Source organism: Shewanella insulae (assembly GCF_009831655.1).
Taxonomy (GTDB): domain Bacteria; phylum Pseudomonadota; class Gammaproteobacteria; order Enterobacterales; family Shewanellaceae; genus Shewanella; species Shewanella insulae.
On the sequence record NZ_WRPA01000003.1, the window covers coordinates 273,269 to 289,205 of the forward strand.

The 15,937-nt window shown below is 56.9% G+C and carries 10 protein-coding genes; 6 read left to right on the forward strand and 4 right to left on the reverse strand.

Translation table 11 applies throughout. From position 1 onward, the window contains the following. Window positions 1-5 precede the first annotated feature (5 nt). The 5 genes from glgB to GNT65_RS05635 all read left to right on the forward strand — a co-directional run bounded on the left by glgB (window position 6) and on the right by GNT65_RS05635 (window position 10,153). Window positions 6-2,321, forward strand: coding sequence for a 1,4-alpha-glucan branching protein GlgB (gene glgB / locus GNT65_RS05615; RefSeq protein ID WP_160794217.1), 2,316 nt, complete (start codon window positions 6-8; stop codon window positions 2,319-2,321). Next, the gene (gene glgX / locus GNT65_RS05620; protein WP_160794219.1) at window positions 2,312-4,630 is read left to right on the forward strand and encodes a glycogen debranching protein GlgX; all 2,319 of its coding nucleotides are present in this window, start codon (window positions 2,312-2,314) and stop codon (window positions 4,628-4,630) included. The genes glgB and glgX overlap by 10 nt, the downstream gene beginning before the upstream one ends. Further along, entirely contained in the window at window positions 4,627-7,137 is a 2,511-nt protein-coding gene (locus GNT65_RS05625; protein WP_160794221.1) for a glycogen/starch/alpha-glucan phosphorylase, read from the forward strand. Before glgX ends, GNT65_RS05625 begins: the two co-directional genes overlap by 4 nt. Before the next feature lie 78 nt (window positions 7,138-7,215). After that, window positions 7,216-8,490, forward strand: coding sequence for a glucose-1-phosphate adenylyltransferase (gene glgC, locus GNT65_RS05630; protein ID WP_160794223.1), 1,275 nt, complete (start codon window positions 7,216-7,218; stop codon window positions 8,488-8,490). After that, the gene (locus GNT65_RS05635) at window positions 8,483-10,153 is read left to right on the forward strand and encodes a glycogen synthase (protein WP_160794225.1); all 1,671 of its coding nucleotides are present in this window, start codon (window positions 8,483-8,485) and stop codon (window positions 10,151-10,153) included. The genes glgC and GNT65_RS05635 overlap by 8 nt, the downstream gene beginning before the upstream one ends. 82 nt (window positions 10,154-10,235) lie before the next feature. Here GNT65_RS05635 and GNT65_RS05640 read toward each other — a convergent pair whose 3' ends face one another. Continuing rightward, entirely contained in the window at window positions 10,236-10,709 is a 474-nt protein-coding gene (locus tag GNT65_RS05640; protein ID WP_160794227.1) for a LabA-like NYN domain-containing protein, read from the reverse strand. 209 nt (window positions 10,710-10,918) lie between these two features. Between GNT65_RS05640 and GNT65_RS05645 the strand changes: the two genes are divergently transcribed. Then, window positions 10,919-12,502, forward strand: coding sequence for a tetratricopeptide repeat-containing sulfotransferase family protein (locus GNT65_RS05645; RefSeq protein WP_160794229.1), 1,584 nt, complete (start codon window positions 10,919-10,921; stop codon window positions 12,500-12,502). A gap of 134 nt (window positions 12,503-12,636) precedes the next feature. On the opposite strand, the gene GNT65_RS05650 is transcribed toward GNT65_RS05645, so the two are convergent. The 3 genes from GNT65_RS05650 to GNT65_RS05660 form a co-directional block, all read right to left on the reverse strand. Then, complete coding sequence (locus GNT65_RS05650; RefSeq protein ID WP_160794231.1) at window positions 12,637-13,788, reverse strand: aspartyl/asparaginyl beta-hydroxylase domain-containing protein; 1,152 nt, start codon at window positions 13,786-13,788, stop codon at window positions 12,637-12,639. Window positions 13,789-13,804: 16 nt separating this feature from the next. After that, window positions 13,805-14,884, reverse strand: a complete 1,080-nt coding sequence (locus GNT65_RS05655; RefSeq protein WP_160794233.1) for a sulfotransferase family protein — start codon at window positions 14,882-14,884, stop codon at window positions 13,805-13,807. Between the two features lie 86 nt (window positions 14,885-14,970). Next, window positions 14,971-15,552 carry a GNAT family N-acetyltransferase gene (locus tag GNT65_RS05660; protein WP_181006166.1) on the reverse strand — a complete coding sequence of 194 codons (582 nt, stop codon included), beginning with the start codon at window positions 15,550-15,552 and terminating at the stop codon, window positions 14,971-14,973. Window positions 15,553-15,937 lie beyond the last annotated feature (385 nt).

The window sequence follows — 15,937 nt, forward strand, 5'->3', positions numbered from 1 at the left end:
ACCAGATGACTAAGCAGACACCAGTGCAGACACCTACGCCGACACCACTGATAGCGCCAAGTGAAATTGAAGCCCTGCTGGCTGCCGACTACGTGGATATCTTCGCCTTGTTGGGGATGCACACCATAGAAATTCCCCCAGCCACTAAACCTAGCAAGGGCATAAAGCCAGGCAAGGGCATCAAGCAAGCTAAGGCTGTGAGCCTGGTCAAACGCCTGGTGGTACGCTGTTTTCTACCGGGTGCAGAGCGTGTCGAGCTGATCGCCAAACAAGATGGCCGCAAGGTGGCCGAGCTGGAGAAGTGTCACGACGAGGGGGTCTTCGCGGGACTCGCCGGGCGGCGCATCAACCCCTTCGAGTATCGCCTGCGGGTGCACTATCCCTTCAGCGTCGAGGAGCTGAACGATCCTTACCAATATGCCAGCCTGCTGAGTGATGAGGCACTGTACCTCTTCAGCGAGGGGCGTCAGGAGCAGGCCTATCGTTTCATGGGGGCCAACTGGCGTGAGGTCGATGGGGTGAGCGGCGTGCAGTTTTGTGTCTGGGCGCCCAATGCCAAGCGGGTCTCCCTGGTGCACGATGCCATCGACTGGGACGGCAGACGCCAGGTGATGCGCCACCATCCGGCCAACGGCGTGTGGGAGATCTTCATCCCGCAGATGAAGGCGCTGACCCACTATAAATATGAGATTGTCACCCAGGAGGGGGAGCGACTGCTCAAGGCCGACCCCTTCGGCCGCGCCATGCAGGGCGCCCCGGGCAACGCCTCTATCGTGCCGCCCCAGCTCGACTATGCCTGGCAGGATAAGCGCTGGCTGGCGAAGCGGGCCAAGCAGAGCTGGCACGATCAGCCCGTTTCCATCTATGAGGTGCATCTTGGATCCTGGCGTCGCCAGGGGGAAAACGGCGAGCAGTATCTCAGCTATAGCCAGCTTATCGATCAGCTGATCCCCTATGTGGTCGAGATGGGCTACACCCATCTGCAGCTGATGCCACTGAGCGAATACCCCTTCGACGGCTCCTGGGGCTATCAACCCGTGGGCCTGTTTGCACCGACCTACAGATTCGGCCAGCCCCACGAGCTCAAGGCCTTCGTCGATGCCTGTCATCAGGCGGGCATCGGGGTGATCCTCGACTGGGTGGCGGCGCATTTCCCCAAGGATCCCCATGGGCTGACCCGCTTCGACGGCTCCTGTCTCTTTGAGCATCAGGATCCCCGTCAGGGGGAGCATCCAGATTGGGACACCCTTATCTACAACTATGGCCGTGGCGAGGTGCAGAGCTATCTGCTCAGCAATGCCCACTACTGGCTGCAGGAGTTTCATTTAGACGGCCTGCGTCTGGACGCCGTCTCCTCCATGCTCTATCTCGACTACAGCCGCGAGCCCCATCAGTGGCTGCCTAACGCCCATGGTGGTCGCGAGAATCTGGATGCCATCGCCTTCTTGCAGGAGCTCAACACGCGTCTCTACAAAGGCTTTCCCGGCATCATGATGATCGCCGAAGAGTCCACCGCCTGGCCCGGCGTCACCAAGCGGGTCGATGAGGGCGGCCTGGGCTTCGGCTTTAAATGGAACATGGGCTGGATGAACGATAGCCTGAGCTATCTCGGCCGGGATCCCATCTACCGCAGCCATCATCATAACGAGCTGACCTTCAGCCTGATGTACTGCTTCACCGAGCAGTTCATCCTGTCGCTGAGCCACGACGAGGTGGTGCACGGCAAGGGCTCCTTGTTGCATAAGATCCCCGGTGACGACTGGCAGAAGTTTGCCACCCTGCGTGCCTATTTGGGGTTCATGTGGGGCCATCCGGGCAAGAAGCTGCTCTTCATGGGGGCGGATTTTGCCCAGCGCGACGAGTGGGATCATCAGCACAGCCTGGACTGGCATCTGCTGGCGTTTGAGCCCCACCAGGGAGTGCAGCGCTGGGTGAAAGATCTCAACAGCCTCTATCGTCAGAGTGTTGCCCTATACGGCGACGATCACCAAGGTGAGGGCTTTAGCTGGCTCGACTGCGATAACGCCAGCGCCGGTGTGCTGAGCTTTATTCGCCAGAGCGGCGACAAGCAGCTGATCTTTATCGTCAACATGACCCCTGAGGTTTACCGCGAGTTTCGTATCGGTCTGCCGCAGCCCGGCCGCTACCATGAGTGCCTCAACAGCGACAGCCACTACTATGGCGGTAGCGACGTGGGCAATCAGGGGGTTATCCACACCGAGCCACAGGCCTATCAGGGCCAGGCCCAGAGTGCCTGCATCAGCGTGCCGCCGCTAGCCTGTCTGGTGCTGGAACTGGACGAGAGAGTGTCATGCGACTGACCCATGGCAAGCCTTATCCCTTGGGGGCAACCTTAGATAGTGAGGGGGTGAACTTCGCGCTGTTTTCCGCCCACGCCAGTGCCGTCTATCTCTGTCTGTTTGACGGGGAGGATAGGGAAGTGGCCAGGCTGCGCCTCGAGCGTCAGTCCCAGCAGATCTGGCATGGCCATGTGTCAGGCCTCAGGGCGGGTTGCCGTTACGGCTACCGGGTCGATGGGCCCTATCAGCCCTTGATTGGCCACAGATTTAACGTCAACAAGCTGCTGCTCGACCCCTATGCCAAGCGTTTGAGCGGCGCCATCGAAGATCATCAATCCCACTACGGCTATCAATTTGGTCACGAGCAGGAAGACCTGAGCTTCTGCGAGCTGGATAACGCCGAGTTGATGCCCAAGTGTGTGGTAGTGGATCTCGAAAACCTAAGGCCCATAGCGCCCCTGGTGAATCCCTTCGATCAGAGTGACAGCCCGCTGTCCCTGCGCCGCAGCGTGATCTACGAGCTGCATGTGAAGGGTTTTAGCCAGCAAAATCCCGAGGTGGCCAGCGAGCGTCGCGGCCGTTTCGCCGGCCTTGGCGACCCGGCCAGCCTACAGCACCTGAAAAGCCTAGGGGTTACGGCCGTCGAGCTTCTGCCCGTGCAGCAGTTTGTCACCGAAGCCTTCCTGCAACAGAAGGGGCTGACTAATTACTGGGGTTACAACACCATAGGCTATTTCGCTCCCCATCAGGCCTACCTAAGCGAGTCAATAAGCGAGTCTGAGGGCGATGGGGCGATAGATGAGTTTCGCGACATGGTCAGCGCCCTGCACGGCGCCGGTATCGAGGTGATCCTGGATGTGGTCTACAACCATAGCGCAGAGGGCAATCGGCTCGGCCCCACCTACAGCTTTAAGGGGATAGATAACCTCAGCTACTACCGACTGCACCCCAGCGAGCCACGCTACTACATCAATGACACAGGCTGCGGAAACACCCTCAACCTATCTCATCCCAGGGTGTTACAGCTGGTGATGGACTCGCTGCGCTACTGGGTCGAGGTGATGGGGGTCGACGGTTTCAGGTTCGATCTGGCCAGTACCTTAGGGCGGGAAGATCACGGCTTCGACGTGGGATCCGGCTTCTTCGATGCCATCAGCCAAGATCCCGTGCTCAGCCGGGTACGTCTCATCGCCGAGCCCTGGGACATAGGTCCTGGCGGTTATCAGCTGGGGCAGTTCCCCATCGGCTGGAGCGAGTGGAACGACAGGTATCGCGATACGGTGCGCCGTTTCTGGCGCGGCGATGCCGGCATGTTGCCCGAGTTTGCCACCCGCTTTCATGGCTCCAGCGATCTGTTCGAACACGCCGGCCGTAAGCCCGCCGCTAGCATCAATTTCATCACTAGCCATGACGGCTTTACCCTGATGGATCTGGTGAGCTATCGCCACAAGCATAATCAGGCCAACGGTGAGCAGAATCGCGATGGCCACAACGAGAACTACAGCGACAACTATGGCCATGAGGGCCAGAGCGACGAGCTGGCGCTTACCGCGCTGCGTGCCCGCCAGTGCCGCAACATGCTAACCACTCTGTTTATGTCTCAGGGGGTGCCCATGTTGCTGGCCGGCGACGAGGTGGGCCATAGCCAGCTGGGCAACAATAACGCCTATTGCCAGGACAATCCTGCCAGCTGGCTCGATTGGCGGAAGGATATCGACAGCGACGAGCTGCTGAGTTTCACCGCTAACCTCATCAAGTTGCGCCGCCGCTTCCCCATGCTGTGCCACAGAGACTATATCCACGAGAGCGCTAATCTGGCCTCGCCTGGGTTGGACTGGTTTTGTCGTCAGGGCGAGCCTATGACCAAGGCCCACTGGGGCGAGGCCCAGACCCGTACCCTGAGCCTGGTGATCAGCGGCGAGTTGGAGGCCCAGGCCGGTTGTCGTCAGGCGCTGCTGTTGATGTTCAATGCCGACAACAGACCCCAGCAGTTCACCCTGCCGAGCCTAGAGGGGATAGTGCAGTGGCAGTGTCTGCTCAGTACCCAGGACAGTCCTCAGTATGGCGAGTCTGTCACCTATCAGGCCCTGCTACAGGGCGCCAGCCTGGTGCTGCAGGACCGCAGCCTGATGATCTACTACGCCCAATTTACCTCGGCGCCTTCGGAGACGGGAGAGCCCTCAGCGGTAAAGGAGCCCTCAGCGAGAGAAGAGCCTTCAGCGAAAGGAGAGCCCTCAGCGGTAAAGGAGCCCTCAGCGGTAAAGGAGCCCTCAGCGAAAGAAGAGCCCTCAGCGAGAGAAAAAACCTCGGCAAAAGGAGAGTCTAGATGAGTTCAACAGCTAAGCCCGTGAAGCCCGCTAAACCGAGTAAGGCCAGCAACAAGCCAGCAGTTAAGTCGGAGGCCAAGGCCGACAGCCTTATCTGCGATCCCTGTGAGACCCTGGGGGCCTGTTTCGAGCGTCACATAGACAAGAGCCTGACCCCCAAGGAGCGTGACGAGCAGGCGCTGTTCTACGCCTTCGCCATGAGCGTGAAAGATCAGATGCTGCCCAAGTGGCGCGCCACCCGTCAGCAGGACCGCGATACAGGCAACAAGAAGGTCGCCTATCTATCGCTGGAATTCCTCATGGGGCGGGCCCTTGGCAATGCCCTGCTGAATCTGGATATGAACGGCGAGAGCGCCCAAGTATTGAAAGACTATGCGGTGGCGCTGGAGACCCTGGAGGCCCAGGAGCATGACGCCGGGCTGGGCAACGGCGGCCTGGGACGCCTGGCGGCTTGCTTCCTCGACAGCTGCGCCAGCCTGGACCTCAATGTCACCGGCTACGGCATAAGGTATGAGTACGGCATGTTCGCCCAGAAGCTGTGTGACGGCTATCAGGTGGAGCGTCCCGACCGCTGGCTCAGGGACGGCAATCCCTGGGAGGTTCGGGTGCCGAGCCATAACGTGACTGTGCCTTTCTTCGGTCATACCGAGTCCTATATCGACCGCGACGGTAAGCGCCAATACACCTGGGTGGAGACTCAGGATGTGCTGGCGGTGGCCTACGACATGCCTGTGCCCGGATACCGTAACGAGCGGATAAACACCCTGAGGCTGTGGAAGTCTGAGGCCACCGACGACTTCGATCTCGAGGAGTTTAACCAGGGGGATTATACCGAGGCGGTGGCCCGCAAGAACCTGGCGGAGCAGATCACCATGGTGCTCTATCCCAATGACGCCAGCGAGAACGGCAAGGAGTTGAGGCTGCGCCAGCAATATTTTCTTTCCTCTGCCAGCCTACAGGATCTGCTCAATACCTGGGTGGGCCAGCGCGGCCCCGACTTTAGGGATTTTGCCCGCCAGCATGTGATGCAACTTAATGACACTCACCCCAGCGTGGCGATCCCCGAGTTGATGCGCCTCTTGATGGACAAGTATGGTCTCTCCTGGGATCAGGCCTGGGAGATCACCAGCCAGACCATGGCCTACACCAACCACACCCTGCTGCCGGAGGCGCTGGAGCGCTGGCCGGTGCGCATGTTCGCCCATATGCTGCCCAGGCTGCTGGACATCATCTATGAGATCAATGCGCGCTATCTGGACACTGTGGCCCATCACTGGCCCGGCGATGGCGGCAAGCTGCGAGCCATGTCGATCATCGAAGAGGGCGATGAGCCCCACATCCGCATGGCTTACCTGGCGATTGTCGCCAGCTTCTCGGTGAACGGTGTCGCCGGGCTGCACACCCAGCTGTTGACCTCAGGCCTGTTTAAGGACTTCTACGCCCTCTGGCCCGAGAAGTTCAACAACAAGACCAATGGCGTGACGCCGAGACGCTGGTTGGCCCAGAGTAACCCTGCGCTGGCCGAACTGCTGGGCAAGCGTCTGGGTGAAGGCTGGGTGAAGGACTTAAGCCGCCTCAGTGCCCTCAACGCCTTCACCGACGACGAGGGGCTGCTGAAGGCCTGGCAGGAGGTCAAGCATGGCAACAAGCAGCAGCTGGCCCAGCTGGTGGAGCAGGAGTGCGGCGTTAGCTTCGATCCAAAGATGATGTTCGATGTGCAGGTGAAACGCATACACGAATATAAGCGTCAGCTACTCAATATCTTGCATGTGATCCACCTGTATCACCAGATCCAGCAGGGCAAGCTCACCGAGATCACCCCTAGGTGCGTGCTGATCGGCGGTAAGGCGGCCCCTGGCTATGCCATGGCCAAGCTGCTGATTAAATTAGCTAATAATGTGGCCCACATGGTCAACTCGGATCCTCTGGTGACGCCTTATCTGCGTTTCGCCTTTTATCCCAACTATAACGTCAGCGCCATGGAGCGGATCTGCCCGGCGACGGACCTCTCCGAGCAGATCTCTACCGCCGGCAAGGAGGCCTCGGGCACGGGCAACATGAAGTTTATGATGAATGGCGCCCTCACCATAGGCACCCTGGATGGCGCCAACATCGAGATGCTCGAAGAGGTGGGCGAGGATAACTTCTTCCTCTTCGGTCTCACCGCCGACGAGGTGGAGGCCCTGAGACCCCACTATGATCCCCGGCACTTTATCGCCAAATCCCAGGCGCTGAGCGAGGTGATGAGCCTGCTGGAGAGTGGCCACTTTAACCTGCTGGAGCCGGGGATCTTCGACCCCATCATCGACAGCATACGTTGTCCACAGGATCCCTGGATGACCGCCGCCGATTTCGAGTCTTACCGGCTCGCCCAGGTGCAGGCGGCCAAGGCCTACCGGGATCCCCACCATTGGACACAGATGAGCATACGCAATACCGCCGCCAGTGGTCGCTTCTCCAGCGATGTCACCATTGGTCAATATCGAGACGAGATCTGGGGGATAGCCTAATGACGTTTATCGAGCTTAGTCGGGCCGCCGTGACGGCCAAGCAACAGGTGTGTTTTTTATCTCAAGGAGTGAGTACTTATGCCTAACATGAATCCTAGCCCACGTTATATCAGTAATTTAACCCGAGAAACCTATGCATTAATCTTGGCCGGGGGGCGAGGTTCACGTCTGCACGAATTGACCGACTGGCGCGCTAAGCCATCGCTCTATTTCGGTGGCAAGTTCCGCATCATCGACTTCCCGCTGTCGAACTGCATCAACTCGGGCATTCGCCGCATCGGTGTGGTGACTCAGTACAAGTCGCACTCGCTGATCCGTCACGTGATGCGCGGCTGGGGCCACTTCAAGAAGGAGCTGGGGGAGTCGGTGGAGATCCTACCCGCCTCTCAGCGTTACTCAGAGAGCTGGTATAAGGGCACGGCCGATGCGGTATTTCAGAATATCGACATCATACGCCACGAGCTGCCCAAGTATGTGATGATCCTCTCTGGCGATCACGTCTATCGCATGGACTATGCCGGCCTGCTGGCGGCCCACGCCGAGTCTGGCGCCGACATGACGGTCTCCTGTCTCGAGGTGCCGGTGGCCGAGGCGGCAGGCGCCTTTGGGGTGGTCGAGGTGGACGAGCGCAACAAGATCCTCGGCTTCGAAGAGAAGCCCGAGCTGCCCAAGCATTTGCCGGAAAATCCCGAGATGTGCCTGGCCTCTATGGGCAACTATGTGTTTAACACTGAGTTCCTGTTTGAGCAGCTCAAGAAAGATGCCATGAACGAGAAGTCGGATCGTGACTTTGGCAAGGATATTATCCCGTCGATCATCGAGGAGCATGAGGTCTACGCCCATCCCTTCAGAAGTGGCTTCACCGATGAGGAAGCCTACTGGCGTGATGTGGGCACCCTGGACTCCTTCTGGCAGGCCAACATGGAGTTGTTATCGCCCACGCCGGCGCTCAACCTCTATGATGCCAAGTGGCCCATCTGGACCTTCCAGGAACAGTTACCGCCAGCCAAGTTTGTCTTCGATGACGACGAGCGTCGCGGCATGGCGGTGGACTCCATCGTCTCCGGCGGCTGCATCATCTCTGGTTCCACCGTGAGACGCAGCGTGCTGTTTAACGAGGTGCAGGTCTGCTCATACTCCACGGTGGAAAGTTCTGTGGTGCTGCCGGACGTGGTGGTGCTGCGTAACTGTCAGATAAAAAATGCCATCTTAGACAGAGGCTGCATCATTCCCGAGGGTACGGTAATTGGCCACGACCATGAACACGACAGGGCGCGGGGTTTTAGGGTCTCGGAAGGAGGGATCACCCTGGTGACCCGCGACATGTTGGGGCTACCTGTAGGCTATGAGTAAGACCAAGGGGGAGAGCGCCATGAAGCGCGTGTTGATGGTCGCCGCCGAGAACGGCGCGCTCAAGGGCGCCAAGGTGGGCGGTATGGCCGATGTGATCCGTGACCTGCCGGGGGCCCTCTATCCGCTGGGTGTGTGCAGCAATGTGATCATGCCAAGCTATGGTTTTCTGCATCGTCAGGAGGGGGCAGAGCCGCTGGGCGAGCTGGTGGTCGACTTCTATGGTCAGCCCCACTGGTTGACCCTCTATCGTGCATCGCATCCCAGTCTGCCGGAGGTGAACCTGTTTTTGTTGGATCATCCGCTGTTCGATCAAGGCGGTAAGATCTATACCCCGGGGGCGAGCGATCGCCCCTTCGCCGAGGACGCAAACAAGTTCGCCCTGTTTTGCCTTGGGGTCGCCAAGGCGGTGTTGTCCGGCTTGATGCCAAGGCCGGATCATCTGCATCTGCATGACTGGCACTGCGGCGTACTGGCGCTGCTGCGCGCCTTCGCCCCAGAGTATGCCGCGCTGCAGGCGATCCCCTGTGTGCTGTCTATCCATAATCTGGCGATTCAGGGGGCGCGGCCGCTAACTCAGGAGCACTCCTCACTGCAGGCATGGTTGCCGGGCCTGTTTGCCTCGCTCGAGCGTGATGCGCTTAATCAGGTGATCGATCCCAGGTATCCCCAGTGCTTCAACCCCCTGCGCGCCGCCATAGTGCTGAGCGATCGCGTGCATCTGGTGTCGCCCAGCTATGCCCAGGAGGTGCTGTGTCCCTCATCGCCCGAAAAGGGTTTTATTGGCGGTGAAGGCTTAGAGGCGGACCTTCAGCAGAAACAGCAAGCGGGCGCCCTGCATGGCATCTTAAACGGCTGTGAGTATCCGAGTAATAAACGCTCGGGTCAGCTCAGCAAGCGTCAGGCGCTGCTCAGGGGCAACACCGACAAGCTGTTGCCGCTCATCGACCGCGCCGAACAGGCGATTGGAGGCTGGTTATGCCAGACGCCTTGGGTGCGCAGCGTCGATCAGCAGGCGCTGCTAACCCTTGCCCGGCTGAGGCGCCTGTCGGAGTTTCAGGACGCCCCCAGGCTGCTATTGACCTCTGTGGGACGATTGACGGATCAGAAGATGGCGATCCTCAGCTATCGTGACCAGCAGGGGATCAGCACACTGGAACATCTGCTAAAGCTTTTGGCTGAGCACGCCCCTAACGGCCTGATGGCTATTCTGGGGAGCGGCGATCAGGTGATAGAGGCGCAACTGGCCCAGCTGGCGGGGCGCTATCAGAACCTGCTCTTTATCAACGGCTTCGACTTGCCTTTGTCCGACACCCTGTACGAGTGCGGCAACCTGTTTATCATGCCCAGCTCCTTCGAGCCCTGCGGCATCAGTCAGATGCTGGCGATGCGGGCGGGTCAGCCTTGTCTGGTTCACGGTGTTGGCGGACTCAAAGATACTGTGAGCCACGGCGAAGATGGGTTTGTCTTCTACGGAGATAGTCTGGCGGAGCAGTCGAGCGCCTTGCTGGATATCCTGGCGCAAACCTTGCCACTTGTCGGCAAGGAGACCTGGCATGGTATCTGTGAAAAAGCCAGCCAGAAGCGTTTCAGCTGGGGTGCCTCGGCAAAGCGCTATTGTCAGCATCTCTACTGCCTGCCAGCCTCTGGCGCCTTGAGTGATTAATGTCAGGGGTTAACGTGAGGGACTAACGTCAGAGACTAATGTGAGGGGCTAGCTCCTCTTCGATTGGGTGAAACTCGCTTAGCTAGCGCAGCAGCTGCTCTTCGATGGGATGAAATTGTGTTGCGGCGTCCATCAGCGCCTTGGCTGTGAGTTCAGGCACGCCGTAAACCTCTGTCTCTATGGGATACTTGCGGCCGATATGTTCGAGTAGCAACGCGAAGTCACCATCGCCAGAGAGTAAGACAACTGTATCCACCTTTGGGGCTTGCTCCATGATGTCTATGGTGATCCCTACGTCCCAGTCGCCCTTGGCGCTGCCGTCGCTGCGCTGGATAAAGGGTTTCAACTTGACCTCGAAGCCGATATGTTTCAGCGCATCCTGAAACTTTATCTGACCATCATCGCCCCGGTCGATGGCATAGGCTAGCGCCGTAACTATCTCTCCCTGCTCGGTGAGTCGCTGCCACAGCGCGTGGTAGTTAAACTGACGGCCGTAGGCCTGGCGGCAGGTGTAATAGATGTTTTGTACGTCGACAAAGAGGGCGATCCGTTTCAATTTGACAGCTTAGCTTGTTGAGTCATGTCTCGACATTAACGTAGCGGCGCGATGAGGGGAAGGGCTAAAGGATAAATAGGCTTTGTTAACACTTCGTTGCTTTTGTCTTGGGGCGATGTTTAGAATAGGCCTGCCGACCAAGATAATTGTCGCAAAGACAATAACCAGAGCAATAACGAGAACGATAACTAGAACAAGAGGAGTATGACTTGAGTCGAGAAGCGCGCTATTTAGAGGAAGCCAGAGGCTTCTATCAGACCGGAAAATTTTCCTCTGCCGGCATCTATGCCCGTAAGGTGATTCGCAGAGAACCTGGCAACGGTGAGGCGCTGGCGCTACTGGGCCATCTTGCTTTTCGAAGTGGTGAGCATCAAGAAGCCTTGAGCTGCTACCTAAAGGCCCAAGCGGCTGGATTTCAAGATCAAGAACTTCGCTTAAACCTGGTGACCCTGCATGAGCGCCGTGAGGCCTTCTTCGAGGCAGTCAACTTACTCAGAGAGCTGGTTGAAGAAACGCCGCAAGATCTAAGCCTGCAACTGCGCCTGGGGATAAATGCCAGTCGCACCGGTGACATGGCGACGGCCGAGTCGGCCCTGCTCGCAGCGTTGGCGAGCGATGAGCAGGCGGCGCAGGCAAGCCTGAATCTAGGACATGTCTACAAGGCCAAGGGGGACACAGATAAGGCCGCTGTTTACTATCATGATTACATTCGTCTGGCACCCAGTCAGCAGGCGACAGCCTACTGGAGTCTGGCAGATCTGAAAAACTATCGATTCACCGAGCAAGATGAAAGCGCCCTTAAGGCCAATATTTCTGCCGAGGAGTTTTCTCAGGCGAGTCAGTCGTTGTTTCATTTTGCCCTGAATCGAGTCTATGAGCAGCGAAAGCAGGGGGAGCAGGCCTTCGACGCAGTGCGAATGGCCAACCAACTGATGCGTCCACTACGCCCCTTTAAGAGAGAGGCCTTCACCCGCTTGGTCGACAGCCTCAAGTCGGCTAAGGTGACACCGCGCGCCGAAGAGACTAGCGGGCCTTGGACACCTATCTTTATCGTCGGCATGCCGCGCTCGGGCACTACCCTGTGTGAGCAGATCCTGGCTAGCCATACTCAAATTGCGGCAACCGATGAGCTGCCCTTCATGGAGCGCCTGGCACTGAGCCTGGAGATGCAGGGGGGCTATGGCGCCATGCTGCCTCTGCTGTCGGATGAGCAGATAGCCCAGATGCGCCAGCAGTATATCGAGCAGGTAAACCAATACCTTCATGCTCAGGGAGAAGCGTCGCCAAGTCTAGTGATCGACAAGAACCCCAACAACTTCATTCATATCGGCCTTATCAAGACGCTGTTTCCCGAGGCCAAGATCATCAATGTGATCCGCGATGCCAGAGACAACGCCATGGGAGTCTATAAGCAGCATTTTAGTCATGGTCATGACTACTCCTACCATTTGGATGATATCTGTCACTATTGGCAGCAATATCTGGAGTTGATGGCTCACTGGCAAGGGGCCTATGGCGATAGCCTGTACCACCTCTGTTTCGAGCTGTTGGTGAAGGGGCCGGATCAGCAGATCCCAGCCATGGTGGACTATGTTGGTCTGCCTCTCGAGCCTGCCTGTCTTAAGTTTTATGAGTCAAAGCGTAGCGTGCTGACCCCTAGTGCCAGCCAGGTGAGAAGGCCGATGAACGTTAAGGCGATTGGTCAGAGTGAGGCCTATGCGGCCTTTGTTCCCAATGCCTATCGCACCCTGACAGAGATTGCCGATAAGGCCCATCAGACCTTCTTGAGTTAATGGGACGATAGTCTAAGGAGCCTTAAGTCAAAGGCTACTTAACAAAAAGTTAGCTTAAGTAAAAGATAGTTAGGAAAAGGGCGACACAAGTGTGTCGCCCTTTGTTGTATGGCTGAAGCAGATTGACTATCGAGTTAGTTAAGCTGACCGTGGCACTGCTTATATTTCTTACCAGAGCCACAGGGGCACGGGCTATTGCGAGTCAGTCCTGGCTCTGGCTGCAGTTTTTTCATCGCGCTACCGGCTTGTGATGATGTTGCAGGTCTTGTCTGTGCAGACAAAGGGGGGCTTGGTGTTGGTGCCGATTGGGGGGCCGCTGTATTTACCTGAGCCAGTTCTGGGCTCATGGCCGGCCCCATAATCAGATGCACCAATATCTTCATCGCCGATGTCTGGCTGTCCACCATCACCTGTTGTTCCAGCGGCGCCGCCTGTGCCAGGGTCTGTTGCCTCAGTCGATGGAAGGCGTCCCAACCTGCCTTATCATCGCCAAATTGTGACCAGAGCTCCTGCCAATCTAGTGCGAAGTCATTGAGCAACTTGATAAAGGTCAGGCTTGCCTCGGAGGCACTGTCCGCTGCGCTTTGGATCTGAGCGCTCAGCTCCTGAGTCAGCAGACGTACCTCACTGGGGGGCATCACCAAGGGGAAATTTACTTTCTCAGTGATTATCTCTGCAGGTTTTTCTGGAATGTAACTCAGGTGTTTAGGCTTAAAGCTTGGGTCATCTAGGTCGCCATAGGCCAAGGAGGCCTCGTTGACCATCTGCCAGAAACGACTCGAGCCCATGGTATCGATAACCAGATGCACCCGCATCTTGTCACTATTGTTCACCACCTTATGGTATTTCCAGGAGTCGAAGATCCAGCATTCTCCCGCGCCCATGTGTACCTGCTTATCGTCGCAGTGAAACTGTACCGCCTCGTCTGTGACTATGGGAATATGGATACGCACCCGGTTATGCCAATGATAGTTGATATCGCTGTGCAGAGGCACCTCGCAGCCGGGGGCCAGACGCATCAAACGAGAGCGACCAATCACCTCGCCGAAGGAGGCGATCACCTGCTGTAGGTAGGGACTCTGTAGCAGTGCCGGAGTGGGGCTCATAGGGCCCTTAAATTCGTTGTTAAAGCTGCCGCCGACCGAGATGAGGGCGATGGCAGAATTGCCTTTAAAGCTCTCATGATGGGCACGCCAATCATCTTCGTGGAAGGCGGACAGTTCCTGTTGCAGGCGCTCGACATCGAAACTCTGGGGCAGACGGTAGAACTCTTTCGCTAGCTTCATAATCTCTCTTGTATCCCTATTGCAGTTTGCCGTGGCAGGCCTTGTATTTCAGCTTAGAGCCACAGGGGCAGGGAGCATTGCGGGCGGTATTTGGGTAGCTAATGCTCGAGCTGTCGGTTGATTGGGGGTTAGCTTGCTCTGGCTTGTTCTTTGCCCTGCTTGGTGTTGAAACCTCCACCGTACTCTTATTGGCTGGCAGGTCTTTTGGTGGCGGGGGGAGTTCAGTGGCAAGTGGTGAAATGCCTCGTGACGCCAGTCGTTGATTTACCTTATGCAGGCAAGCCTGTGTTTGTGGCCAGATGGCGGCGATGGCCGGATAGTTGGCCAGCCACTTATCGGCCTTCGGGGCCGAGACAGTGTAGCGTGAGTGAGGCAGCTTGCCTTCACAGCGCTCGGCCAGTGAGGCGTCTAAGGGGAGCTGGCAGAATTCGACTATCTTCTGGGTGGTGCCCTTAGGATCGGCAACCAGGTCATGATAGCTCACTAAGTGCCAGCGCTCTTGGGGCAGTTTGTCCAGCGAGGCCATGATGTGCTCGTTGGCCTGACACCACTGGAAGCAGGCGACCTGTTCTAGTGGCTTTCCTTTGAGCGCCTGCCAACCCGGTGGCAGCAAGAGCGACCAGTCGCCGCCCCAGCCGGGCAGGCCAGGGTAGGTACGAAAACGGCCGCTGCGCCAGGCCTGCATTATGCTGGCAACATTTTCCTTGGGATCCCGCACCAGATAAATGAAGCGAGCGTCGGGAAAGAGCTTATCGAGAAAGTCGATACGCAGGCTGTTCTTTGGGGTTTTCTCTAAGAAGCGGATCGGCCCCAAGCCTTTCTGGTAGGGCTTACCCTGATGATCCCTCAGCGCGGCCTCGAAATCTGCCTTGAGCTGCTGATCGATATCGGCATCCCAGTCACTGATATCGAGCGCGTTGGAGGCAAACCCCTTGGCGGTGATATTGAGCTGTTTGTGCTTCTCTATCACTGCGTGGCTCTCACCGCCAATGGTCCAGAGTGATTCGCTATTGCTCAGGAGTTCAAACAGCAGGGTACTGCCGGATCGCGGCGCGGAGATGATAATAATGGGTCTATCGAAACAGGATTGATGCAACAGCGCCACCTTCTGTAGGGTGTTTGGATATTGTTATGGTGGCTTTACTTTAATGTTATTGCAGAAAAACTCAAGCAGGTGAGTGATCAACCTAGGTATTGCATCAGGGTGAAGTTTTTATCTTGTTCTTTGGCACTGGCCCCTGCATTGCCCTGATAGCGCCTTTGCAGCTGAAGCAGTTCGCCAGGTGGTGTGTTCGGTAGTGCGAAGCCATGGCGTTGATAGAAGGGGATGAGTCTGGCATCGCAAAAGAGAAAGGTCGGCGCCTGGCCGAATGTAGGTGTTAGTGCCTGCATCAAGCGGTGGCCCAGGCCTTGGCGTCTTAGTTTGGGATGCACTAACAGCCCGGTCAGCAGGCGATAATGACCTATGGGGCGAATGCGCGCCGCGGCGATTATCTCTCTGTCTTCCGGTTGTTCGATTGCGAGCGGTTTGTTTCCTAGCTGTCCGTTTTCGAGCAAGGCGCTTTCTCGCTGCTCACCTGCTTCTACGTGTTTCTTGTCTGGCTGACGTTTTATCGTCTGATTTTGGGTGAGCAGCTCGGGCTGGTGGTCAGCATAGATGACGCAGAGGGCCTCTTTCTTGGTGATCCTGGCGTGGGGCATGAAAGTTTTATAGAAGGTAAATGCCGGGCGCCGCTTATCGGTATCGAGCCAGTGGAGTGTCATATTTGTTTGCTCATCGTGCCCTTGTGCCTCAGTTGTCTTTCTTATTTTCGGTTAGCCGTTAGTGCTGCAGCTTTGAACTAAGGCTATTTGCGCATGATTGGCTCAGCTGATTCCAAGCTTGTGACGTTTCTTACAGCATAATCCATTAGGGGATGGCGGCATTCTATACTAGGGAGAGTCGAAAAGCCCATGGATAAGATGAGGCGTCATGGATAAAGAACACTTTACTAGGGGTTTTAATAGCACTATTTAGGGGTTTAAAGTATTTTTGCGAAAATCACCCGATTGTTCTTTTTCATGTCAGATTAATACATAAGATATCATGAGATTTATTGCATATATTGTTTAAGTTTTATCATTTATTAGGCTGTACTTGTCCTTAAGT